This window comes from Sphingomonas sp. 1F27F7B (assembly GCF_005503355.1).
Classification (GTDB): domain Bacteria; phylum Pseudomonadota; class Alphaproteobacteria; order Sphingomonadales; family Sphingomonadaceae; genus Sphingomonas.
The window spans coordinates 67,726-91,192 of sequence record NZ_SCMK01000021.1 but is presented as its reverse complement, the minus strand read 5'-3'; the positions used below and the strand labels follow the sequence as shown (position 1 = coordinate 91,192).

The following is a 23,467-nucleotide window of genomic DNA, read 5'->3' as shown; positions in this document are numbered from 1 at the left end:
GTGGGCAGTGCGGGTGGGGTGATGTCGGGCGCGGTGACGGTCACCGGGGCGGAGACATTATGGGCGGTGTGATGTCGGGCGCCAGGGCCGGGGTCGGAGTCGAGATGTTGCCGGCAGGGTCGGTCTGGGTGACTTCGAGCAGCTGGCCATTGGCCTGCGGCGTGGTGAGGATCACCGCATAGGCGCCGTTCGCGGCGACCACGGCCGTGCCGATTGCGTTGCCCAGCGGATCGTGGACGATCACGGTCGCCCCCGCTTCGCCGGTGCCGGTCACGATCGTGCCGGTGCCGTTGACGGCGGCGGTAAGGCCGGTCGGCGCGGTGATGTCCGGCGCGGTCGCATGCAGGTCGGGCGAGGGGTTGCCTGCGGGATCGGTCTGGCGGACGGTCAGCACTTCGCCATTGGTCTGCGGAACCGAGAGCGTGACCGAATAGCTGCCGTCGGCGGCTACTGTCGTGGTGCCGAGCACCGTGCCGGCGGGGCTCCGCACGGTCAGGGTCGCGCCGGCCTCGCCGGTGCCGGTCACCGTCGTGCCGTCGGGCGAGACCGTGGCGGTGGGCAGTGCGGGTGGGGTGATGTCGGGCGCGGTGACGGTCACCGGGGCGGAGACATTATGGGCGGCGTCGGCCTGGGTGACTTGCAGCAACTGCCCGTTGAGCTGCGGCGTGGTGAGGGTGGCGGTGTAGCTGCCGTTCGCGGCGACCACGGCCGTGCCGATCACGGTGCCGGAGGGGTCGCGGACGGTGACGGTGGCGCCGGCCTCGCCGCTGCCGCTCACCACCGTGCCGATGCCGTTTACCGCTGCGGTCAGGCCGAGCGGCGCAGTGATGTCGGGTGCGGTCACCGCCACTTCGGGCGAGACATTGCCGGCGGGATCGGTCTGGGAGACTTCCAGCACCTGGCCATTGGCCTGCGGCGTGGTGAGCGTGACGCTGAAGCTGCCATTGGCGGCGACCACGGCGCTGCCCAGCGGATTGCCGCTGGCATCCTGGACATGCACGGTCGCACCGGGCTCGCCGGTGCCGGTCACTACCGTCCCGTCCGCCGAGACGGTGGCGACCGGCGCGGCCGGCGGCGTGATGTCGGGCGCGGTGACGGTCACCGGGGCGGAGACATTATGGGCGGCGTCGGCCTGGGTGACTTGCAGCACCTGGCCGTTGACCTGCGGCGTGGTGAGCGTCGCGGTGTAGCTGCCATTGGCGGCGACGGTGGCAGTGCCGATCACCGTGCCGGCGGGATCGCGCACCGTCACCGTCGCGCCGGGTTCGCCGCTCCCCGTGACGATCGTGCCGCTGGCGCCCACCGCTGCGGTCAGGTCGAGCGGCGCAGTGATGTCGGGTGCGGTCACCGCCACTTCGGGCGACGCGTTGCCGGCGGGATCGGTCTGGGAAACCTCCAGCACCTGGCCATTGGCCTGCGGCGTGGTGAGCGTGACGCTGAAGCTGCCATTGGCGGCGACCACGGCGCTGCCCAGCGGATTGCCGCTGGCATCCTGGACATGCACGGTCGCGCCGGGCTCGCCGGTGCCGGTCACTGCGGTGCCGTCCGCCGAAACGCCTGCAGTAGGTGCGGCCGGCGCCGTGAGGTCGGGTGCGGTCACGGTGACGGTAGGCGAGGCATTGCCGGCGCCGTCGGTCTGGCCGACCGTCAGGGCCTCGCCATTGGCCTGGGCTGGCGTGAGTGTGACGGAATAGCTGCCATTTCCGGCAACCACCGCCGTGCCGATCGCGACGCCGCCCGCACCGGTGACGGTGACGGTAGCACCGGGCTCGCCGGTGCCGCTGACCGAAGTGCCGTCCGGCGCGATCGTCGCGGTCGGCGCCGTGGGGGCGACCAGGTCCGGCGTCGTCACGGTGGTGCCAGGCGAGACATTGCCGCTGGGATCGGTCTGGGTGACCTGGAGCATGCCGCCGTCCGACACGCCCGGCGCCAGCGGTACCGTGTAGTTGCCGTTCTGGTCGACGACGGCAGTGCCCACCGATGTGCCGGTATCGGGATCCCGCACGGTGACGGTCGCGCCCGGTTCGCCGGTCCCGGTCACCGCGGTGCCGTTGGGGGTGACGGTGGCGGTTGGCGCGCTGGGCGGCGTTATGTCGGGCGCCGCGAGAGTGATCGGGTTGGAGCCGTTGCCGGCCGGATCCGTCTGCGCGACGGTGAGCGTGCCGCCATTGTTCTGCGGGGTGGTCAGCGTCACGGAATAATTGCCCTGGGCGTTGACGACCGCGGTGCCGATGACGGCGTCGCTGCCGTTGCGCACCGTGACGGTCGCGCCGGGCTCGCCCGTGCCAGTGACGATCGTGCCGTCGCCGTTCACCGCGCCGGTGGGGGCGGCGGGTGGGGTGGTATCGGGTGCATGTGCCGTGGTGGACGGCGAGACGTTGCCGGCGGGATCGGTCTGAGTGACGGTGACGGTCTGCCCATTGGTCTGGGGCTGGTTGAGCGTCACGGAATAGCTGCCGTTGCTGCCTACCGTGCCGCTTCCGAGCAGCGTGCCCGAGGAATCGCGCACCTGCACGGTGGCACCTGCTTCGCCGGTGCCGGTGACGCTGGCGCCGTTGCCGCTCACCGTTGCCGTCGGCGCGCTGGGCGGAGTCGTGTCCGCGGTGCTGCCCGGGCCGCTGCTTCCACGGCTGGAGCCGCCGCCCGCCAGTGCCGCTGCGCCACCCGCCACGGCGGCACCTCCGAGCAGGACCGGCAGCAGCGCGCCGCCGCCGCCAGCGCCGCCGGCCGCCTCGGCGCCGATCAGCAGATCGTCGATTCCGTGCAGCGCCGAGAAGCGTACCGGTCCCGAAGCCGTCGTATCCGCCAGCCAGAGATGATCATGTTCCCGCACCACGAGGTCGCTCGCGGCGCCATTTGTCTGGACATAAAAATTGGAGACCCGGATCGTCTCGCCATTGGTGAGGTGGACGATCAGGTCGTTGCCCTGCCGCTCCAGAGAGGCGACCTGGGACCGGTCAATGTCAAGCCGAACCACGCTGGGGTTGGATAGATCGATGGCGTCGCCGGGAACATGAATAGTATTGCCCGTGGATTTATCGATCACATCGGCACGCATGACAGTCTCCTCCCAGAGAAATCTACGCAACTCTGTCGGAGCCGACTGGTTAACATCTGCGCAAGTATTTTGGTTGTAATGTATTGACCTGCGAAACGTTGTTAGAAGGCCCGTCAATTCTATCAAACATCGTGCGGGCGGTTTCGATGCAATACTTCCGAAATCGGAATCAATCGATACCGGGATGGCAAAGCACCGCCATGTTTCCGGTTGTGTCGAGCAATTGTCGGTGCAGGGATGGAGAAGGGTGCCCATTCATGCATGATCCGGATTTTCGCCGGGGGTCATGATGGCGGTGCGTGCGGCATTGCCCTTGGGCGGCGCGGTTCGCGTCGAAAGCTTCGAGATGTTCCCGGCGATGGAGTATCGGGCTCTCAGCCTCGATGCCGCGTCTCGGCGAGATCGAGTTCGCGCGTCAGCTTGCGGGCGGTCTCGCTGCCGATCGCGCGTGCCCTGCCGAGTTCCAGCAGCCGCGCCCGCTCGGCCTGGATGCCGACGAGCCTGAGCTCGCTGGCCAGCCTTTCCTGCGCGCGCGCTTCGCTTGCCATGTCTTCGCCAAGACCCTCGATACGCTCGCGATAGAAGGCCATCACCCGCGCGCCGGCCGCCGCGTAGCGATCGGGATCGCCATGCGCCTCGCCCAGGGCATGCTGGTGTCGCTCGACGGCGCGGATCGCGGCCTCGGCGGTGGTCACGCGCGCGGAATCCTCTTCCGCCTGGCGGGACGGCTCCGGGGGCAGGGTCAGCCCCTTGAGCAGGACCGGCAGCGCGATGCTGGCGATCACCAGCGATACGATGATCACGCCGGCCGCGAGGAAGATCGCCAGATCGCGCGCGGGAAAGGGTGCGCCGTCCCGCAGCACCAGCGGCAGGGTGAGCACGCCGGCCAGGGTGATCGCGCCGCGCACACCGGCGAAGGACGTCGCCGCGACCAGTCGCCAGTTGGGGCTGCGCATCGCCACCACGCCTTCGCGCTTGCGCAGGATGGTCAGCCGCAGCGAGGTCCACACCCAGGCGAAGCGCAGCGCCGCCAGCCCGGCGACGATCGCCACGACATAGATTGCCAGCCACCAGGGCGAGGCATGGCCGGTCAGCAGCACGGTCCGCTTGGCGCCGGCGACGATACCGGGCAGTTGCTCGCCCAGCAGCACGAAGATGACGCCGTTCAGCGTGAACTGGAGCGTGTCCCACACCGAGTTCCGGCGCATGCGAGTGACTGCCATCGCCTGGCGCGAGATTTCGGCGAAAGTCATGGTCACGCCCGCCGCCACGGCAGCCAGGATGCCCGATGCATGGAGATGTTCGGCGAGCAGATAGGAGCCGAAGGGAATCAGCAGGCTGACGAGGATCTGCGAGCCGGTATCCTCGCCCCAGCGCCGCGTGACCCATGCCTTGGCGCGCGAGACCGCGAGCGTGACCAGCACGCCGATCGCGAGCCCGGCGCCGGCCACCCAGAAGAAGGTCAGTGCGGCCTGCCCGGCGGAGAAGGTGCCGGTCAGCGCGGCAGCGACGGCGAAGCGCAGGCAGACCAGGCCGGACGCGTCGTTGAGCAGCGACTCGCCTTCCAGGATGTGCATCATGCGCTTCGGGATGGGCACGCGCGCGGCGATCGCCGACACGGCGATCGGATCGGTGGGCGAAATCACCGCGGCGAGCGCGAACGCCACTGCGAGCGGCATCGCGGGGATCATCCAGTGGATGAGCAGCCCCATGCCGATCACGGTCAGCAGCACCAGCCCGAGCGCCAGCTCGACGACGGTGGAGAGGTCCTTGAACAGCTCGTCCTTGGGGATACGCCAGCCGTCGAAGAACAGGAGCGGCGGCAGAAACAGGAACATGAACAGCTCGGGGTCGAGCTCGACGCGATGCGAGGTGGACAGGCCGATCGCGGCGCCCAGCAGGATCTGCACCAGCGGCGTGGGCACGCCGAACGGAAGCATCCGCGCGACTGCGCCGCTGACGACGACGGCGAGCAGCAGGAACAGGATGATCGAAACGGTTTCCACGGCTCTGCCTCGTTCTGCGCAGCCTGGCGGCCGCGGCTGGGATCATGTTCCGGCACGGGCCGGAGATGTTGCGGGAATTCAGCTCGCGCTGGCGAGGCGATAGCCGACTCCGGGCTCGGTCGCGAGCAGCCGGGGATCACTCGGATCCTCCTCGATCTTCTGGCGGAGCAGGCCGATATAGACGCGCAGATACTGGCTGTCGGCGGTATCGCTGCCCCAGCCCACGGCGAGCAGCCGCTTGTGGGTCACCACCTGGCCGGCGCTGAGCGCCAGCGTCCGCAGCAGCTCATATTCCTTGGGGGAGAGCTTCACGACATCGCCCGCCAGCGACACGCGCCGTGCCTGGAAGTCGATCTCCAGCGGGCCGCTGCGATAGGTGGCGGGCGTGTTCTTCAGGCTCGAGCTGCGCCGGATCGCCGCGCGGATGCGGGCCATCAGCTCGCCGATCTCGAACGGCTTGTTCACATAATCGTCGGCACCCTGGTCGAGCGCGGCGATCTTCTCCGCTTCCTGGTGGCGCGCGGAGATGACGATGATCGGCACTTCGCTCGTCGCGCGCAGGGCGCGAATGACGTCCTTGCCGTCGATGTCGGGCAGGCCGAGGTCGAGCAGCACCACTTCGGGCTTCATGTCCTCGGCCATGCGCAGCGCGGGCACGCCGCCGGAGGCGACGGCGACGCTATAGCCTTCGGCGCCCAGCACCGGCTCGAGCACGGCGATCAGCGCGGGCTCGTCGTCGACGAGGAGGATGTTGGTCATGCTTGCATAGCCTTGGCGAGCGGGAGTCGGATGATGATGCGGGTGCCGCGGCCGTCGAGCCCGGGGATGGTCGCGTGGATGGTGCCGCCCAATGCTTCGACGAACCCCTTGGCGATCGCCAGGCCCAGGCCGCTGCCGCGCCCGGTCGCGTCTGGCCGGCCGGCGCGATAGAAGCGCTCGAACACCCGGTGGAGCGCGTGCTCCGGGATGCCCTGGCCGCTGTCGGCTATGTCGATCCGGCAGGCGCCGTCCTCCGCGGCGATGGCGATCTCCACTCGTGCGCCCTCGTCGCTGTAGAGGATCGCATTGTCCAGGATGTTGAGCAGCACCAGCTCGAACAGGGCGGGGTTGGCGGCGACCGGCAGATCCGGATCCGGCGCATGCAACGTCACTTGCCGCCCGCTCGCGCGCGGCCGGATCCGGTGCAGCGCCGCGCCCGCCATTTCGGCTGCGCCCAGGATCTGCAGCGGCTGCGCGATGCCGCCCGCTTCCATCCGGCTCATCTCGAGCAGGTTCGCCGTATAGCGATTGAGGCGCTCGCACTCGTCAACCACGCCGCGCAGCAGGCGTGCGGAAGTCTCGGCATCGAGCTTCTCGCCATAGGCGATCAGGCTCGATGCCGATGCGCTGATCGCCGTGAGGGGCGTGCGGAAGTCATGGCTGACTGAAGCGAGCAGTGCGCTCTTCAGTTCCTCGGCACGCGCCAGGGCGCTGCGCTCGGTGATCCGTTCGGACAGCGCTGCGCGTTCGAGGGCCAGGGCGACCATGTTGGCGACTGCATCGATGAAGGCCGGCTCGACCTTTCCCGGCCGCAGCGGTTCGAGCACTAGGACGGTGACCGGCACGTCGGCGAGTTCGAGACGCCGGCCGATCAGCGGGCTGTCCCCGGGCGCCTGGGGATCTTGGGCGATCCGCTGCGCGAAATCGTGCCAGTCCGCTTCGCGGGGCAAGGCCGATAGGCAGCGCAGCGCCCCGTCATCGGCGCGGAAGAGTGTCGCGCGGGCGCCGAGGATGCGGTGCACCGCCCGCTCCACGGTGGCGACGACGTCGGAAGGGCGCGGGGCGGCTTGGAGTTCCTGGCTCAGCGCCAGCAGGCTGTTGAGCTGGAGGTTGCTCGATCGGGCCGCCAGGGCATGATCCTTGAGCTGGCCGGCGAGCACCCCCGACACCAGGGCGCACAGGTTGAACACGACAAGCGGCGCGAGGTCGCTGCCCGTCGCGATCCGGAAAGTGAGCGCCGGCTCGGTCAGGTAGAAATTGTAGATCAGGAACGCCGCGAGTGCGGCGATCAGCGCCGCGGCGAGCCCGCTCAGCGCACCCGCCACCGTGATGCCGAGCACGAACACCAGCGCCGCGGCGACTTCGCCCAGTGGATGTACGGCGAACGCGGCTATCGCGGAGAGCGTGAGGACGATCGCGGTGCGGAGCAGGCCGGCGCGATCGAGATGCAGCCGTGCCGTCAGGAAGCCGATGAGGGGATTTGGTCGTCCGGTCGTCATCGAGCTCCAGGTGCTTGCCGGCGGCTGGTCCGGGCGGCGGGCTGGGGCCGGGAGCCCATGGTGCCCGCCGCCGCGGTGGGAACGCGCGCCTCTTTTGGGGGGAGGCCTGCATGAGGGGGTGCAAAAGCGCGCTCTCGTGGAATGCCTATGGCCGTGGCCGGCCCCGGTCCATGCATAAAAAACCTATAGTAACGCCCGTTCGCCAAGCTTCTCTAGGGATGTTTCCGGAACATTTCTTGGAGAAGTTATGCGTAGGGAACTGATGCTGGCGGTGGTGATGGGCGCGGTGGCCCTTGGCGGCTGCACCAAGCGGACGAACCCCGGCAACGTCTCGGACGTGCCGAGCGCCGGTGGCGGCGAACCCTATGTCGAGAATGGCGAGGATCCCGCGCTGGCGCGGTTGCAGGCGGACCTGGTGGCGAACGCGGGGAGCGACCGTGTCTTCTTCACCTTCGATGCGTTCAGCCTCTCGCCCGAAGCTCGCGCCACGCTGACGCGCCAGGCGCAATGGCTGCGCCAGCATCCGCGCGTGGGCTTCCTGGTCGAGGGCCATGCCGACGAACGCGGCACCCGCGAGTATAATCTGGCGCTGGGCGACCGCCGTGCGCGCGCCGCGGCCGATTTCCTGGCGCTGCAAGGCATCGCGCCGAACCGGATCACGACCATTTCCTACGGCAAGGAACGCCCCGAGGCGCTCGGCTCCGACGAAGCTTCGCACGCGCAGAATCGGCGTGCCGTGTCAGTCGTCATTCATCTACCGTAATGAATATGGTGGCCGCCTGGGGAGCGTCATCGTTCCCCACTGCGTCCCATGCTATTCGACTGTCCACGATGAAGATGTCACGCGTCACCCATGGCCGCGCAGATGCGCCAGCTTCCCAGGCCGGGCGCCCTGTCCTCATCCGCGCGATGGGGCCGTCCGATACGGCCTTGTGCGAGCCGAATACGACGAATCCGGCCAATGACGCGATGGCTGCCGCGGGCATGCGGATCGCGCTCTTCTCCGGCAACTACAATTGCGTGCGCGACGGCGCCAATCGCGCGCTCAACCGGCTCGTCGATCACCTGCTTGCGCGGGGGGCGGCCGTGCGCGTCTATTCGCCGACGATCGCCGATCCGGCCTTTGCACCCGCCGGGGATCTGGTGTCGGTTCCGTCGGTGCCCATTCCCGGTCGCAGCGAGTTCCGCGTGGCGCTCGGCCTGCCCGGTTCGGTGCGTGCCGATGTCGAGCGCTTCGCGCCGAACATCGTGCACGTCTCCGCGCCCGATCTGCTCGGTACCGGCGCGCAGAAGCTGGCACGCGGCCTGGGCGTGCCGGTGGTGGCCAGTCTCCACACTCGGTTCGAGACCTATTTCGACTATTATGGCCTGGGCGCCCTGCGGCATTGGGGCGAGCGCCGGTTGCGGCGCTTCTACCGGGCGAGCGACTGCGTCCTGGCGCCGAACGCAGACTCGGCCGAGAGTCTGGCGGCGATGGGCGTGCCGGACGAGGACATCGCGATCTGGGGCCGCGGCGTCGATCCCGCCGCCTTCTCGCCCGCATTGCGCGACCTGGGCTGGCGGCGTGGCCTGGGGTATCGCGACGACGAGATCGTGCCGATCTTCTTCGGCCGGCTGGTCGTCGAGAAGGGGATTGCGACTTTCGCCGATACCATCCAGGCGCTGCGCGAACGCGGCTATCCGCTTCGCCCGCTGATCGTCGGCGCAGGCCCGGCCGAAGCGCGTTTCCGGGCATTGCTGCCCGACGCGGTCTTCGCCGGCCATCTCGACGGCCGGGCGCTGGGCCGCGCGGTGGCGAGCGCCGATATCCTGATCAACCCCAGCATGACCGAGGCGTTCGGCAATGTGAATCTGGAGGCGATGGCTTCCGGCCTCGCCGTCGTCAGCGCCGATGCGGGCAGCGCCCGGGCGCTCATCGTCTCCGGCAGGTCCGGCCTGCTGACGCCGCCGGTAGCGTCAGCCCTTGCCGACGCCGTGGCGCAATTGGTCGAGCGCCCCGACCTCAGATTCGCGATGGCGGCGGCGGCACATGCCGAAGCGCGGGGCTATCGCTGGTCCGAGATTCTGGACAAGGTGGTTGCCAGTTATGCGGATCTGCTCGGCCGGCGACGCCGGGCAAGCGCCGCCGCATAGGCGATCTCCGGCCCGGCCGGCGATGTCTGACCGCCGGCCGGTCAAGCGGTCAGTTCGATTTCGCCGTGCCTTCCCAGGCGGGCGTGGGCTTGCGATAATCGAGCGCCGGCGCCCGCTTGCCCAGCAGCGCATCATATCGGAACGCCGGACCCCGCGCCTTGTCGAGCTCGGCCTTCGCTGTCGCCAGCGTCTCAGGGCTCAGCAACAGATCCGCGGCCGTCAGCGCGATCGTCTTGGCCGCCACCGCGGCGCCCTTGATCCCGATCGACGAGCCGGACGCCGCCACTGCCTGCCAGCTGTGCGCCGGTGTGCCGGGAACCCAGGTGGCGGTGCTGAGGCCGATCGTCGGCACCGTCCAGCTGATGTCGGACACGTCGGTCGAGCCGCCACCGTCGGGGCCGCGCTCGCGCGAGCTGGTCTGCGTCACCGAATCGAGCGGCTTTTGCGTCGGCAGGCTCTTCTGCAGTTCGGTCGCCCAGGCGATCTCCTCGGGTGTCCATTTCTCGCCGCCCACGGCGTCGAGGTTGCGGCTCATCACCTTGGCCAGGGTCTCGCTCGCGAGCATCGAATAGACGCCGCCGGTGATCTCGTGGTCGACCGTCGTGCCCGTCGCCATCGCCGAGCCTTCGGCCGCCTTGACCACGCGAGCCCAGACGTCGCGCACGATCACGGGATCGACGTTGCGGACATAATAATAGCTCTCGGCGAAATCGGGCACGACGTTCGGCGCCTCGCCGCCCGCGGTGATGATGTTGTGGATGCGCGTCGAGGACGGAACATGCTCGCGCATGAAGTTCACCGCGACGTCCATCACTTCGACGCCGTCCAGGGCCGAGCGCCCCTTGTCGGGCGATGCCGCCGCATGGGCGCTGATGCCATGGAAGCGGAACTTGCCCGAGATGTTCGCCATGCTCTTGCCGGTCGAGACGCCGTTCGCATCGCCGGGATGCCAGTGGAGCACTGCCGAGACATCGTCGAACAGGCCGGCGCGGACGAGATAGACCTTGCCCGAGCCGCCTTCCTCGGCGGGCGAGCCATAGACGCGCAACTCGCCCTGCACCTTGTTGGCGATCATCCATTCCCGGATCGCAATGGCCGCCTCGACGCTCGCCGCGCCGAACAAATTGTGGCCGCAGCCATGGCCGGCTGCCTTGCCCGGGATCGCGGTCTTGGTCGGCGCGGTGGTCTGGGCGAGGCCGGGCAGGGCGTCATATTCGGCGAGGATGCCGATCACCGGCCCCGAGCCCTGCTTGAAGCTGGCGACGAAGGCGGTCGGCATGCCGGCGACGCCCGGGGTGACGGCGAAGCCGGCCTTTTTCAGCCGTGCCTGGAGCAGCGCCGACGACTTGTTCTCCTGATAGCCGACTTCGGACCAGCCCCAGATCGCCTTGGCGCTGCTCTCCAGGTCGGGTGCGCGCTTGTCGATGCCGGCGAGCATGGCGCTGCGCTGGGCCTCGGGCACGCCCTGCGCCTGGGCCGAAAGCGGCGCGAGCGCGGCGGCGAGCAGCAGCGCGGTCTTGATCCTCATCTCGTGCACTCTCCTATGTTCTATTTGGCGCCGATGGCCGCGGCGTCGGGCCGGCGCGTGTCCGCCGATCCCAGGAACCTGTCGCCCTCGACCATGATCGACTGGACCGAGCCCATGGTGTTCGACGGGCGCACCTTGTGCCCCTTCGCCTCGAGCAGGGGAATGATGTCCGGCGAGAAACCCTCTTCCAGCTCGAGCGGGCCGTCGCCGCCCGACTGGTTGATCCGCGGGCGCTCGGCGGCCTCGGCGACGTTCAGGCGGTGATCGATGACGTTGGAGAGCATCTGCACCATGGTCGCGATGATGTAGCCGCCGCCGGGCGTGCCGGTGACGAGCCAGGGCTTGTCGCCCTTGAACACGATCATCGGCGTGATCGTCGAGCCCACGCGCTTGCCGGGGACCGGCTGGGTCGCCTTCCACTCCTCGCCGCGACGGCCCCAGGCAAGGTTGCCCAGCGAGTTGTTGAGCAGGATGCCGGTGCCCGGCGCCACGACGTGCGCGCCATAGGAAGCGGAGAGGGTGTAGGTGTTGCTGACGGCGTTGCCCGCCGCATCCACGACCGAGAAGTGCGTGGTGTCCTTGCTCTCGTAGGGATAGGGATTGCCGTCGGGCAGGGTCCTGGCGTCGAGCGAGCCGTCGCCACGGATCAGCTTCGCGCGCTCGGCCGCATAGTCCTTGCTGGCCAGTCCCTTGGCGGGGGTGCGCCAGTCCGGCCCACCGCCGACCAGGCGGCGGTCCGACCAGACGATCTTCAGTGTCTCGGCCAGCAGATGGAGGTTGGCGACGCTGCCCCAGCGCTGCTCGCGGACGGGGAAGCGCTCGAGGATGTTCATCGCTTCGGCGACGCTCACGCCGGAAGCGGTGGGCGGCATATACGCGATCGGCAGCCCGCGATAGCTCGACCAGATCGGCTCGGAGATCACCGGCTGATAATCGGCCAGGTCCTTCTCGTCGATCACGCCGCCGCCGGTCTTCATCCCCGCGGCGATCTTCTGCGCGATGGCGCCGGTGTAAAAGCCGTCGCGGCCCCTGGCGGCGATGATCTGGAGGCTTGCCGCGAGATCAGGCTGTTTCCAGCGCTCGCCCGGCGCATAGGCGCTGCCGTCCGGCTTGAAGAAGACGGCGAGCGCGGCGGCATCGTCGTGCATCGCCTTCTTCTGGTCGGCATTGGCCTGGGCCTCGTCGTCCGACAGGATCACGCCGTCGCGGGCCATCGCGATGGCAGGCGCGATCAGCGTGCCCCAGGGCAGCGAGCCGAAGCGCTTGTGCGCTTCCCACAGGCCGGCGACCGTGCCGGGGATGGCGACGCCCTTCATCGAATAGCTCTTGGCGGGGTCCATCCTGCCGTTGGCGCCCAGCAGCAGTTCGGAGGTCGTGTTGCGCGACGCCTGGCCGTAATAGTCGATCGCGATGGTCTGGGCGGGCTTGCCGTCCTTCGGGGCCATGTGAATCAGCATATAGCCGCCGCCACCGACATTGCCGGCGCGGGGCAGCGTCACCGCCAGCGCGAAAGCCGTGGCGATCGCGGCATCGACTGCGTTGCCGCCCTTGCGCAGGATCGCAGCGCCGACGTCCGCCGCGATCCTGTTCTGGCTCACGACCATGCCGCCGCGTCCGATCACGGGCTTGTGGATCTGGTCATAGGCGACGATGTCGCCGCCGGAGACGCGCTGCGTAGCGGGCGCCTCCGGCGCTTCCTGGGCGATGGCCGGCGTCGCGAGCGACGCCAGCGCCAGGGCGAGGGCGATCCGCATCAGAAGCTCGCCCGCATGTTGGCGTACCAGTAGCGGCCATAGGGACTGTAGAGCGAGCCGAGGAAGCCGTTCGAGCTGAGCGGCGGCGATTCGTTGGTGAGGTTGCGGACGCCGATGCGCAGGCGATAGCGGCCGCCATTGTCGCGCTTGCCGATCGTGACCTGGCCATAGAGGTTGAAGGTCATCCGATCCTCGATCAGCCAGGCGGCGCCGGCCGAATCGATCAGGCCGGTATCCTGGACGTCGCTCGTATATTGGGTGAAGCCGCCGATCTGGAACGGGCCCTTCTCCCAGGTGATCGAGCCGGTGACCTTCCAGCGCGGCTTGCCGTTCTGGCGCACCAGGTCGCCCGCATCGGCGATGTTGGTGCCGGCGTTGATCGTCCCCGCCGCACGTGCGGCGATCAGGTTCTGGATCGGCGGCGAAGGTTCGAGGAAGAACTTGTCGAGATAGGCGGCGTTCGCGTTCAGGCTGATCTTGCCCGCGCCGAAATCGGGCAGCCGCCAGTTGAAGCCGAGATCGACGCCCGCGGCCTCCTGCGGCAGCAGGTTGACGTATTTGTCTTTGACGTAGAGCACGCGGCCGACCGGCGCCAGGCCCGTGCCGGCGAACAGGGCATTGTCCTCCGCCGTCGGCGCGGCGCGGATGACATTGGGGTCGCTCGATCCCTGCACGCGCAGCAGATAGTCGTTGATCAGCGCATTGCCCTCGCCGAACAGGCCGACGATGCCCTTCTGGCTGACATGCCAGTAATCGGCGGTGAAGGTCATCCGGCCGACCGCGGCATCGAGGAAGTGCGGCTCGAGCACGACGCCGACCGTCCAGGTCTTGGACTGTTCGGGCTTCAGGTCGGGATTGCCGGAGCGCCGCGCGGTGGTGGCGAAGCCCTGCGAGCAATTGGCGAAGCTGCTGATGCGGAGCGGGTTCGGCGTGACGCCATCGGCCAGGAACGGCGGCTGGCGCAGTTGCGCCTCGCAGCGGACCCAGTCGGTGCGGGTGTTCGAGCGGGTGACCATCGTCGCGTTGATCTGCTCGAGGTTCGGTGCCTTGAAGCCTTCGGCATAGGAGCCGCGCAGGCGCAGGCCGCGCACGATGTCCCAGGCGGCCGCGATCTTCGGCTTGGCGACCGAGCCGACGTCCGAATAATGCTCGAAGCGGCCGGCGAGCTGGAGCTCGATGTTGCGGACCAGCGGGATGTGCATGTCCGGCGATATCACCGGCACCGCCAGCTCGAGATAGGCGGCGGCGACGGTGCGCCGGCCGCTGGTGTCGGGCGAGGGGCTGGTGCCGACCAGGTCCGATCCGTTGACCGCGCCGGTGATCGAATCGGTGAACTGGATCGTCCCGTCGACGCGCGGATCGCGGTCGTCGCGCTGGGTCTCGCGGCGCACTTCGCCGCCGATCGCGATGCCGACATTGCCGCCGGGCAGGCGGAGCAGGTCGGTGGTCGAGCCCTTGATGTCCCACATCGCCAGCGTCGACTGGCTGACGCGCGTGGTCTTGATCTTGATCGCGTTGATCGCCGCGAGGCTGCTCGGCGTGTTGTCGGCGCCGCTCGGCGGCGTGATGCCGCTGCCGTTGAACGGGTTGTAGGCGTCCGGCGTGGTCAGGTTGATCTGGCGCTGGAGCAGCGTCTGGCTGATCCCGTCGGACGTGTCGCGCACCCGCGCTTCCGAATAGAGCGCGGCGCTCTCCCATTCGAAGCCGAGCGCCTTGAACCGCAGGCCGCCGAGCAGGCGATACTGGGTGTTGAGCACGTCGACATGGTTGGGGCCGACATCGGCGAAATTATAGCTCGACAGCGTGATTGCCTGGCCGGTGGCCGCGGCGTTGATGCCGGGCAAGCGGTTGGGGCTGCCGACCGGGCCGAACGGGTTGTAATAGGCATTGGCGGCGATCGTCAGCGGGCCCGAGGAGAGCGTGCCGCTCGATGCCTGGATGCTGTTGCTCTGGCCGTTGTAATAGCCGGCCTCGCCGAACAGCTCGACGCCGCCGCCCAGCTCGTAATGGCCGTTCAGGAACAGGTTGATGCGGCGAATATTGGGCGTGACGTTGGTGTTGAAGGCGAGCGGCGCATCGAAGCGCAGCTCGCGGATCGCCGCGGCCGAGCTGGTGCCGGTGGCGACGCAGTTGGTGCCGCCGATCGTGCCCGCGCCGCCGGCCGCGCAGCCGGCGAAGCTGGTGGGCTGGATGTGGAACTGGCCCGAGGTATTGGTGAGCGCGGTCGTGCCCTGGCGCACCACCACATTGCCCACCGTCTGGAACGAGCCCCAGGGCGTGATCGTCGAGCGGCCGTCGAGCGAGGTCGCGCCCTCGAAACGGGTACCGACGAAGAGCGGACGATTGTCGTTCGAACGCGTATAGTCGAAGTCGCTTGCGACCACGCCGTCGCGCTTGTCGTAGCTCGCGAACAGCGTGATGTTGCCGCGATCGCCCAGATTGCGGCCGGCGAGCAGATGGGTGTTGGTCTCGAACAGGCGAGAGCCTTGGCCCCAGCCGACCTGACCCTCCAGCTCCACGCCGCTATAGTCGGTCTTGAGCACGGTGTTGACCACGCCGGCGACCGCGTCCGAGCCATAGATCGCCGCGGCGCCGTCGCGCAGCACTTCCATGCGCTCCAGCCCGAAGACGGGGATCGCGTTGGTGTTGACCGTCAGCACCGGCACCAGATTGTCGTCGGCGCGGCTCGTGGGGTGATTGACCACGCGGCGGCCGTTGAGCAGCACCAGCGTGTTGCCGACGCCGAGGTTGCGCAGGTTGATCGAGCCCACGTCGCCGCGCGCCGAGTTGGAGCTGTTCGGCAGATAGGAGCTGTTGAAGCTGACGTCGCCGAGCTGCGGGATCGAGCGGAACAGTTCGTCGCCCGACGTCGCGCCGGTCGCGCCGATCTGCGCTTCGTCGACCACCGTCACCGGCAGGGCGGCGGTCACCTTGCTGCCGCGGATCTGCGAGCCGACCACCACGATCTCGGGCGGGGGCGCTTCGTCACCGTTCACGGCCTGCTCGACGCTGGCGGTCTCGGCCGCTGCCTGCTGGTCGCCGGTCGGCGCGGGGGCAGGGCTGTCCTGATAGAGCGCGACAGGGCGGGCCGCCGGCTGGGCGTCGCCGCGTGGCATCACGCGCACGCTGTTCGGGCCGGTGAAGCGATAGGTGTAGCGGCTGTTGCCGAGCAGCAGCTCGAGAGCGTCGCGGATCGTGTATCGGCCGTCGAGCCGCGGCGCCTTGATCCGGGCGATCGCCGGATCGGTGAAGACCAGCTGCACCCCCGTCTGCTGGGCGACCTGCATCAGCGCGCTGTCGAGGCTTCCGCCCGAGAAATGGATCTCGTGGCGCACAGCCTCGCGCGCCTGCGCGGCGGCGGGAACGGCGACGAAGGCGGCAACGGTGGCGAGAAGCAGTTGGCGTGTGTTCATGGATATCGACCCCCCTGAATCGATGCCTGGACGCGGCAATCATGGTTTATGACGCTGGGGGTCCCCACACGCGAACCAAATTGGACTAAATTTTTTTCGGGTGTTGCGTCCTTGCAAGGTTCGCCTTTGCCGTAACCGCGCGTCATGGCAGGAGGAATATGCGCTGGTGCGCGACAGGGAGGTATGGGCTTGGCCGCCGGACGACCAGAGATGCAGGCGGCTTCGGAGTCGGAGGACGGCGCGTTCGATTCCTATCGCGCGGCGCTGCGCGCGTTCGTCGCGCGCCGGGTCGACGATGCGGCTGAAGTCGAGGATCTGGTGCAGGAAGCCTGTGCCCGGCTCGTCGCGAGCGCGCGCGAGCGGACCGTGGACGAGCCCCAGGCCTATCTCTTCCGCATCGCCGCCAATCTGATTGCCGATCGGCACCGCCGTGCGCTGCCGGTCGTGCCGCTGGGCCCCGAGATCCATCCGCCGGTGCGGCCGTCGCAGGAAGACCGGCGCTGCGTCGCCGATCTCCAGGCAGCGCTCGAAGCGGCGCTGGAAGAATTGTCGCCCCGCTGCCGGGAAGTGTTCGTGATGCGGCGCTTCGACGAGCGCGGCACCGGCGAGATCGCCCGCGAGCTCGGCATTTCCCCGCGCATGGTGCAGAAGCACCTCAACCACGCAGTCGCGCATCTCTATGACCGGCTCGCGCATCTGATGGAGCGCGGCGCATGAGCGAACGCAATCTCGGCAAGCGCGCGCCCGCGGTGTTCGACGCGTTCCTGGACGGGCGGGATGCCGATCTCCATCCGGCGGACCGGGCCGAGGCCTCGGCTTTCTGGAATTGGCTCGGCGAGTTCGAGCGCCCCGGCGCGGCACCGGTGCGGCAGCGGCCCGCCTGGCTGGGCCGGGCAGCGGCGGGGATCGCCGCGCTGGCGGTGGTCGGCGGCACCTTCTGGCTGTCGCATCCGCGGACCGCGCGGGAAACGGTGCAGAGCGTCGCGACCGGCCATGCCGAGCGTCGGCGGATCGCGTTCAGCGACGGATCGGTGGTGACCCTGGCGGCGGACAGCCGAGTCGACGTCGCCTATGCGCCGCGCGAGCGCCGGCTGCGGCTGGTGGCCGGGGAGGCGCTGTTCAAGGTGGCGCACGACAAGAGCCGCCCCTTTGTCGTCGAGACCCGGCACGGCGAGGTCGTCGCCGTCGGCACGATGTTCGATGTGAGCGTGGGCAAGGGCGAGGCCAAGGTGACTGTCGTCGAGGGCGTGGTGCGTGTCGCCCTGTCCGAGCCGGGGCGGCGAGGCAGTGCGGAGCCCATCGAGAAGCTGGCGCACAAGGGCGAGCGCCTGTCGTTCGGCATCGCCAAGGGCATGGGCGGCGACACGGGCTTCATCCGGCAGGCGGCCGATATCGATGCCGACAGCGCCGTTGCCTGGACGCGCGGGCGGCTGGTCTTCCGGGGCGAGCCGCTGAGCGAAGTCATCGAAGAGGTGAACCGCTATGCGAAGGACCGCCTGATATTGACCGATCCGCGCGCTGGATCGGTGCGCGTCTATGGCGTGGTCAACCAGGGGGATACGGCCGCGATCCGCGATCTCATCGCCAATCCGGGCGCGGTCGCCATCGAATCCCGCCAGCGCTGACCGGTCGTCAGCGCTGGAGTTTGGTCGCGAGGATGACCGAGGAAGTGGTGCGCTCCACCCCTTCCATCGCTCCGATCGCATCGAGCAGGTCGTTCAGCCGGTTGACGTGCGGTGCCTCGATGACGGCGATCAGGTCATATTCGCCGGAGATCGCATAGAGCCCGGCCACCGCCGGCATCGTCATCAGCTGGTCGATCGTCGCCTGCGTGGCCTTGGGATAGAGCTTCACCATCACATGGGCGCGGATGAGGCTGCGGTCATAGTCCTCGCCCAGGCGCACCGTGTATCCGACGATCGTGCCCTGCCGCTCGAGCCGCTCGATGCTGCTGTAGATCGCGGTGCGGGAGACGCCCAGCGCCGTGGCCAGTTCGGAGACGTTGCGCCGGGCATCCTCGCGCAGCAGCGCGAGGATCCGGGGATCGATTTCTTCGGACCGCAGCGTCATTTCGGCTCCGGCGCTCCGATCAGCTTGCCCCCGGCGACGCGCGCCACACCGCCGAAGGCGGGCCGGGTGACCTGGAGCGTGTTCAGGTCCAGCGCGCCATCGGGGGCGATCCCGGTGACCTGCACGCTGTTCCAGTCGAGTGGCTTGCCGGGGCGGAGGCGCGGGGCGCCGCGCGGCTGGACCAGCCAGGCATGGCCGCCCGGCGGGGCGTGGAGCTTCGCGCTGCCATCCGCCTCGACGCAGAGCGCGGCGCCCTCGTCGACGCCCAGGCCCACTGCGCGAGGGTCGTGCAGCCGGGCCTTGGCGACGAACGCCACGAGCCGGCCGAGCCGGTCGCGCTTGGCGAAGTGCGTGTCGGTTACGATATGGCCCATGCGCGGCAGGTGCAGGAAGCCGGTGACCAGAGTCACTGCCGCCCCGCCGGGATCGGCGAGTGCCGCCGGGCTGTCGATGCTGCCGCCGTCCATGGCGCCATAAGCGGTGCCGCCCAGGATCGCGAGACCGGCGCTGGTGCCGCCGAGCGGACGCCCCTTGCGGACATGTGCGTCGAGCGCGCGGGCGATGGGGGTGTCCTTCCAGTAGCGGACGTAATTGGCCTGGTCGCCGCCCGCGATGAAGATGCCGTCGGCGCGGGCGAGGATGTCGAGCACGCGCGTATCGTTCGCCGCCGCCCGGCTGTGGAAGACGATCGTCTGGACCGAAGCGACGCCGCCGACCTGACGGTAGATCTCCTCGCCGGCCTGGCCCTCGCCCGAGGCGCGCAGCACGACGATATGGCCGTGCCCGGCCCGCTCGGCGAACCAGCGGAAGGCGCCGTAGTCCCAGTCGCCGCCGCCCACGAGCATCAGGGCCGGCGCGGTCGCGCCGCGCCGCGCCGCGGCAAGGTCGCCGACCGCATAATAGCTGTAGCTCCCGTCCGGTCGGGCCGGTGCCGCCGCCGGCGCGAGGAGGGCGAGGACGGCCAGCGCGAGGCGCAACAGTGTCTTCAAGGCCATAGTCCTTTTCAATTCGTTCGTATGTTATGCCCAAACTGCATTTTTATTGTTTCATTTTGATCACTCTCGTTATCAATATGTCACAAATGCAAAGGGGGGTCGATATATGCGGTACATGAAGTTCGCAGCGCTGGCGCTGGCGGGAACGAGCCTGATCGCAATCCCGGTCGCGGCGATGGCGCAGGCGGCGTCCAGCGACCAGACCGTGCCGGCGGCCGGCCAGGAAGCGAGCCAGGGCGAGGGGCAGATCGTCGTGCTCGGCTCGCGCATCCCGCGCATCCAGGGCGAGGGCCCCGCGCCGGTGACGACGATCACGGCCGACGACATCCTGCGCAGCGGCTATCAGAGCGTACCCGACGTGTTGCGCGCGATCACCCAGAATGGCGGCGAGACACAGAGCCAGCAGAGCTTCTCCGGCGCCGACTTCACGCCCGGCGCGCAGCAGGTCGATCTGCGCGGGCTCGGCCCCAACCACACGCTGGTGCTGGTCAACGGCCGCCGCATCGCCGACTTCCCGCTGCCCTTCAAGGGCAACGGCAATTTCACCGACATCTCGAACATCCCGGTGGGGCTGATCGAGCGAGTCGAGATATTGAGCGGCAGCGCCTCGGCGATCTACGGATCCGACGCGATCTCGGGCGTGGTCAATTTCCAGCTCAAGTCCAAGCCCGACGGCACCCGCATCGACTATCGCTACGGCGCCACCGAGCATGGCGGCGGATCGTCGCAGCGGCTGAGCCTCACCACGGGCTGGGAGACCGGCGGCTTTCACGGCGTGATCGGCATCGAGCTGCTCGATCAGCGGCCGCTGTGGCAATATCAGCGCAAGCTGCAGGATTCGACCGCCGACGATCCCACCGGCGCCCCGCTGGCGCGCCGCACTTTCCTGCGCGCCGACGAATATCTCTATTACATCAATCCCGGCAAGGCGACGTGCGACCGGCTGTCGTCGCTCAATCGCGGCACCACTTATTATGCCGCGCGTCCGAGGCGCGATACCATCTCCGGCGACGGCTATTTCTGCGGCAGCAATGCGTCGGTCGCCTATGGCACGATGCTCTCGAAGCGGCAATCGGCCAGCGGCTTCGGTACGATGGGCTATGCGCTGAGCGATCATGCCGAGCTGTTCCTCGACTTCCAGGCCAGCTATTCCAACCTCAAGCTGTTCCGCGACGTGCTGTCCTGGTCGTACGTCGCGCCCGACGGGAACGAGGAAGGCACTTTCTACAATCCCAATTACCTGGCCCCCGGCGACACCGACAGCGGCGACCAGCTCGACAATTGGACCCGCCAATTCACGCCCGAGGAAATGGGCGGGTTCGACGTGGGCATGACCCGCAACCGCTCGTTCAGCTACAACGTCACGCCCGGCGTGAAGGGCAGCTTCGGCGGCACCTGGAACTATGAGTTCAGCCTCAACCACGCCGAATACAGCGCGCGGATTTCCTTCCCCCAGGTGGTGATCTCCAAGGCCAATGCCTTCTTCCTCGGCCCGCAGGTCGGCGTCGATCCGAACTCGGGCTATGCCCAGTTCAACGCCAATCCGACGCGGCTCTACACGCCGCTGACGCCGGCCGAGTATCGCTCGATCACCGCCGATTCGATCTACCGGCCCAAATCCTGGGTCAACAACGTCGCCGCCACGGTGAACAATACCGAGCTGTTCCGCCTGCCCGGCGGCCCGGTCGGCTTCGCGGTGAGCGCCGAAGTGGGGAACCAGGGCTATGACCTGAAGCCCGATCCGCTCGCGCTGACCCAATATTATGTCGGGCTGGTCGATTCGGACGGGAAGGGGACGCGCCAGCACTGGGGCGCCGGCGGCGAGCTGCGCATCCCGGCCTTCTCCTTCCTCGAGCTCGATGCCGCGGCGCGCTACGATCATTACAGCTTCGCCGGCAACGGCTTCGGCAAGTTCACCTATAATCTCGGCGCAGTGGTGCGGCCGACCAAGTCGCTGATGCTCCGCAGCGCCTATGGCACCGGCTTCCGCGCGCCGGATCTCAACTATGTCTTCCGCGGGCCCGGCAACACCCATCCCTCCGGCACCGATTATTATCTCTGCCGCAGGGACGAGCCGGGCGTCGCCTTGCCGGATTGCAGCTATGCCGATCAGGGCATCGTCTCGCACCGTTCGGGCAACCGGCGGCTGCGGCCGGAGACTTCGACTTCGCTCAATGCGGGCGTGGTGTGGCAGCCGTCGCGGCGCTTCGACGTCTCGGTCGACTATTTCCGCGTCGCGATGAAGAACCAGGTGCTCGACATGAACATCGACAGCATCCTGCGCGACGAAGCCGATTGCCGCCTCGGGCAGACCGCGGCGGGCAGCCCGGTCGACGGCAATTCGCCCACCTGCCTCGACGCGAAGGCGCGCGTGCAGCGCTATGTCGGCGGCGCGCTCGATGGGCAGCTCCAGGGCGTCTTCATCAATCCGATCAACGTGGCGAAGGAGACCACCGACGGCATCGACTTCGCCGCGCATCTCCGTATCCCCACCGCCGGGATCGGCACCTTCGCGCTCTCGGCGAGCTACACCTATGTGCTCAACCACACGATCCGCCAGTATCCGGGCGATCCGGTGGTCGACAAGCTCACCTATGACAGCGGCTACGACATCCCGCGCGACAAGGGCACGGCGAGCCTCAGCTGGGATCTCGGCAAATTCTCGACGACGCTGACCGGGCAGCGCCTGGGCAGGCTGCCCAATTACGACGAGAATGCGTTCATCAAGGAAAGCTATCTCTTCAACCTGTCGGCCCAGTACAACATCACCGATCGCTTCCGCCTGTCGGGCACGATCAACAATCTGTTCGACCAGAATCCGATCAAGGACCGCACCTATGGCGCCTATCCCTATTACGACATCTCGTGGTTCGACGGCGTGGGGCGCAGCTTCTACGTGCAGCTGACCTACAAGATGGGCGGGGCCAAGCTGTGATCCGCATCGCGACCGCCGCCCTGCTGGCCGGGACGCTGCTCGCAAGCGTGCCCGCCGCGGCGCAGGGATTGTCGAAGTCCGAAAAGGTGATCGACCGCACGGTCGATGCCGAGTTCGAGCGCTCGGTGGCGCTGCTCGCCCGGCTGGTCGACCAGAACAGCGGCACGCTGAATCTCCAGGGCGTCACCAGGGTCGGCGAGATGATGCGGGCGGAGCTCGAGCCGCTCGGCTTCGCCGTCAGCTGGAAGCCGATGGACGCCGTCCAGCGCGCCGGCCACCTGATCGCGGTCCATCGCGGCAAGCCGGGCGGCAGGCGCATCCTGTTGATCGGCCATCTCGACACCGTGTTCGAGCCGGGTTCGCCCTTCCAGAAGTTCGTCCGCACCGGCGACAGGGCCGAGGGGCCGGGTGCGGGCGATGACAAGGGCGGCATGGTCGTGATCGTCGCGGCGCTGCGGGCGATGCAGGCGGCGGGCACGCTCAAGGACGCGAATATCGAGATCGTGCTGACCGGCGACGAGGAGGATGCCGGTAGCCCGCAGAGCGTCGCGCGCGCCGATCTGATCGCGGCGGGCAAGCGCGCCGATGTCGCGCTCGATTTCGAAGGGCTGGTCGTCGATGGCGGCAAGGACATGGGCTCGATCGCGCGCCGCTCGGTCACCGACTGGCGGATCACCGCGACCGGCAAGACCGGCCACAGCTCGCTGATCTTCGGCCCGGACTTCGGCGACGGCGCGATCAACGAGCTGGCGCGCATCCTCGCCGCCTTCCGCAAGGAATTGCCCGAGCCGAACCTCACCTTCAACGCCGGGGTGATCGCCGGCGGCGCCAGCGCCTCGATCGACGAGAGCGGCAATGCCCGGGCCGCGGGCAAGACCAACATCATCGCCGCCACCGCCGTGGCCACGGGCGATTTCCGCACGCTTAGCGTGGAGCAGACCGCGCGGGTGCGCGCGAAGATGGAAGCGATCGTCGCGACGCACGCGCCGGGCACCGACGCGCGGATCGAATTCGGCGAAGGCTATCCGGCGATGGCGCCGACCGAAGGGAACAAGGCGCTGCTGGCGGCGCTCAACGGCGTCAACCGCGATCTCGGTCTGGCCGAGATGGCGCCGCTGGATCCGCTCAAGCGCGGCGCCGGGGACATCTCGTTCGTGGCCCATGACGTCGACAGCCTCGCCGGCCTCGGGACTTACAGCACCGGCGATCATGCGCCGGGCGAGACCGTGGACCTTGCGAGCATCCGGCGCCAGGCCAAGCGTGCGGCCATTCTGATCACGCGCCTGGGCGCCGGGCGATCGGCCCGGCGGTGATGCT

The 23,467-nt window shown here is 68.5% G+C and carries 15 protein-coding genes; 6 read left to right on the top strand and 9 right to left on the bottom strand.

What is annotated here, in order from left to right:
- Positions 1 to 40 precede the first annotated feature (40 nt).
- From FFS08_RS17865 to FFS08_RS17850, 4 genes are all read right to left on the bottom strand, one after another.
- The gene (locus FFS08_RS17865) at positions 41 to 3,058 is read right to left on the bottom strand and encodes an Ig-like domain-containing protein (protein ID WP_171012685.1); all 3,018 of its coding nucleotides are present in this window, start codon (positions 3,056 to 3,058) and stop codon (positions 41 to 43) included.
- Positions 3,059 to 3,432: 374 nt separating this feature from the next.
- Positions 3,433 to 5,064, bottom strand: a complete 1,632-nt coding sequence (locus FFS08_RS17860) for a Na+/H+ antiporter (RefSeq protein WP_171012683.1) — start codon at positions 5,062 to 5,064, stop codon at positions 3,433 to 3,435.
- A 78-nt stretch (positions 5,065 to 5,142) separates the two neighbouring features.
- Entirely contained in the window at positions 5,143 to 5,823 is a 681-nt protein-coding gene (locus tag FFS08_RS17855) for a response regulator transcription factor (RefSeq protein WP_137863082.1), read from the bottom strand.
- Entirely contained in the window at positions 5,820 to 7,322 is a 1,503-nt protein-coding gene (locus tag FFS08_RS17850) for a sensor histidine kinase (RefSeq protein ID WP_137863081.1), read from the bottom strand. Before FFS08_RS17850 ends, FFS08_RS17855 begins: the two co-directional genes overlap by 4 nt.
- 247 nt (positions 7,323 to 7,569) lie before the next feature.
- Between FFS08_RS17850 and pal the strand changes: the two genes are divergently transcribed.
- Together pal and FFS08_RS17840 are read left to right on the top strand one after the other, a co-directional pair.
- Positions 7,570 to 8,085: a peptidoglycan-associated lipoprotein Pal gene (gene pal / locus FFS08_RS17845; RefSeq protein WP_137863080.1), complete on the top strand. Its 516-nt coding sequence runs from the start codon at positions 7,570 to 7,572 to the stop codon at positions 8,083 to 8,085.
- A gap of 206 nt (positions 8,086 to 8,291) precedes the next feature.
- The gene (locus FFS08_RS17840) at positions 8,292 to 9,455 is read left to right on the top strand and encodes a glycosyltransferase family 4 protein (RefSeq protein WP_137863090.1); all 1,164 of its coding nucleotides are present in this window, start codon (positions 8,292 to 8,294) and stop codon (positions 9,453 to 9,455) included.
- Between the two features lie 49 nt (positions 9,456 to 9,504).
- On the opposite strand, the gene FFS08_RS17835 is transcribed toward FFS08_RS17840, so the two are convergent.
- From FFS08_RS17835 to FFS08_RS17825, 3 genes are read right to left on the bottom strand one after another with little or no spacing between them, the layout of a single operon-like run.
- On the bottom strand, positions 9,505 to 10,983 hold the full coding sequence (locus tag FFS08_RS17835; RefSeq protein ID WP_137863079.1) for an amidohydrolase: 1,479 nt from the start codon (positions 10,981 to 10,983) through the stop codon (positions 9,505 to 9,507).
- Positions 10,984 to 11,003: 20 nt separating this feature from the next.
- A complete protein-coding gene (ggt, locus tag FFS08_RS17830) occupies positions 11,004 to 12,737 on the bottom strand; it encodes a gamma-glutamyltransferase (RefSeq protein ID WP_137863078.1) in 1,734 nt (577 codons plus the stop codon).
- A complete protein-coding gene (locus FFS08_RS17825) occupies positions 12,737 to 16,150 on the bottom strand; it encodes a TonB-dependent receptor (RefSeq protein ID WP_137863077.1) in 3,414 nt (1,137 codons plus the stop codon). The genes ggt and FFS08_RS17825 overlap by 1 nt, the downstream gene beginning before the upstream one ends.
- 210 nt (positions 16,151 to 16,360) lie before the next feature.
- On the opposite strand from FFS08_RS17825, the gene FFS08_RS17820 reads away from it, so the two are divergent.
- Together FFS08_RS17820 and FFS08_RS17815 are read left to right on the top strand one after the other, a co-directional pair.
- Positions 16,361 to 16,867 carry an RNA polymerase sigma factor gene (locus FFS08_RS17820; RefSeq protein WP_249341107.1) on the top strand — a complete coding sequence of 169 codons (507 nt, stop codon included), beginning with the start codon at positions 16,361 to 16,363 and terminating at the stop codon, positions 16,865 to 16,867.
- Positions 16,864 to 17,775, top strand: a complete 912-nt coding sequence (locus FFS08_RS17815) for a FecR family protein (protein ID WP_137863075.1) — start codon at positions 16,864 to 16,866, stop codon at positions 17,773 to 17,775. Before FFS08_RS17820 ends, FFS08_RS17815 begins: the two co-directional genes overlap by 4 nt.
- Positions 17,776 to 17,782: 7 nt before the next feature.
- On the opposite strand, the gene FFS08_RS17810 is transcribed toward FFS08_RS17815, so the two are convergent.
- Both FFS08_RS17810 and FFS08_RS17805 read right to left on the bottom strand, forming a co-directional pair.
- On the bottom strand, positions 17,783 to 18,220 hold the full coding sequence (locus tag FFS08_RS17810) for an Lrp/AsnC family transcriptional regulator (RefSeq protein WP_137863074.1): 438 nt from the start codon (positions 18,218 to 18,220) through the stop codon (positions 17,783 to 17,785).
- On the bottom strand, positions 18,217 to 19,209 hold the full coding sequence (locus tag FFS08_RS17805) for a cyanophycinase (RefSeq protein WP_212742034.1): 993 nt from the start codon (positions 19,207 to 19,209) through the stop codon (positions 18,217 to 18,219). The genes FFS08_RS17810 and FFS08_RS17805 overlap by 4 nt, the downstream gene beginning before the upstream one ends.
- 112 nt (positions 19,210 to 19,321) lie before the next feature.
- Between FFS08_RS17805 and FFS08_RS17800 the strand changes: the two genes are divergently transcribed.
- Together FFS08_RS17800 and FFS08_RS17795 are read left to right on the top strand one after the other, a co-directional pair.
- Complete coding sequence (locus FFS08_RS17800; RefSeq protein WP_249341106.1) at positions 19,322 to 22,150, top strand: TonB-dependent receptor plug domain-containing protein; 2,829 nt, start codon at positions 19,322 to 19,324, stop codon at positions 22,148 to 22,150.
- Positions 22,151 to 22,155: 5 nt separating this feature from the next.
- Positions 22,156 to 23,463 carry a M20/M25/M40 family metallo-hydrolase gene (locus tag FFS08_RS17795; protein ID WP_137863088.1) on the top strand — a complete coding sequence of 436 codons (1,308 nt, stop codon included), beginning with the start codon at positions 22,156 to 22,158 and terminating at the stop codon, positions 23,461 to 23,463.
- Positions 23,464 to 23,467 lie beyond the last annotated feature (4 nt).

Bases quoted from the DNA above. Each gene is read 5' to 3' on its own strand.
- FFS08_RS17865 (WP_171012685.1), bottom strand. From the start codon at position 3,058: ATGCGTGCCGATGTGATCGATAAATCCACGGGCAATACTATTCATGTT.
- FFS08_RS17855 (WP_137863082.1), bottom strand. From the start codon at position 5,823: ATGACCAACATCCTCCTCGTCGACGACGAGCCCGCGCTGATCGCCGTG.
- FFS08_RS17850 (WP_137863081.1), bottom strand. From the start codon at position 7,322: ATGACGACCGGACGACCAAATCCCCTCATCGGCTTCCTGACGGCACGG.
- pal (WP_137863080.1), top strand. From the start codon at position 7,570: ATGCGTAGGGAACTGATGCTGGCGGTGGTGATGGGCGCGGTGGCCCTT.
- FFS08_RS17840 (WP_137863090.1), top strand. From the start codon at position 8,292: ATGGCTGCCGCGGGCATGCGGATCGCGCTCTTCTCCGGCAACTACAAT.
- FFS08_RS17835 (WP_137863079.1), bottom strand. From the start codon at position 10,983: ATGAGGATCAAGACCGCGCTGCTGCTCGCCGCCGCGCTCGCGCCGCTT.
- ggt (WP_137863078.1), bottom strand. From the start codon at position 12,737: ATGCGGATCGCCCTCGCCCTGGCGCTGGCGTCGCTCGCGACGCCGGCC.
- FFS08_RS17825 (WP_137863077.1), bottom strand. From the start codon at position 16,150: ATGAACACACGCCAACTGCTTCTCGCCACCGTTGCCGCCTTCGTCGCC.
- FFS08_RS17820 (WP_249341107.1), top strand. From the start codon at position 16,361: ATGCAGGCGGCTTCGGAGTCGGAGGACGGCGCGTTCGATTCCTATCGC.
- FFS08_RS17815 (WP_137863075.1), top strand. From the start codon at position 16,864: ATGAGCGAACGCAATCTCGGCAAGCGCGCGCCCGCGGTGTTCGACGCG.
- FFS08_RS17810 (WP_137863074.1), bottom strand. From the start codon at position 18,220: ATGACGCTGCGGTCCGAAGAAATCGATCCCCGGATCCTCGCGCTGCTG.
- FFS08_RS17800 (WP_249341106.1), top strand. From the start codon at position 19,322: ATGCGGTACATGAAGTTCGCAGCGCTGGCGCTGGCGGGAACGAGCCTG.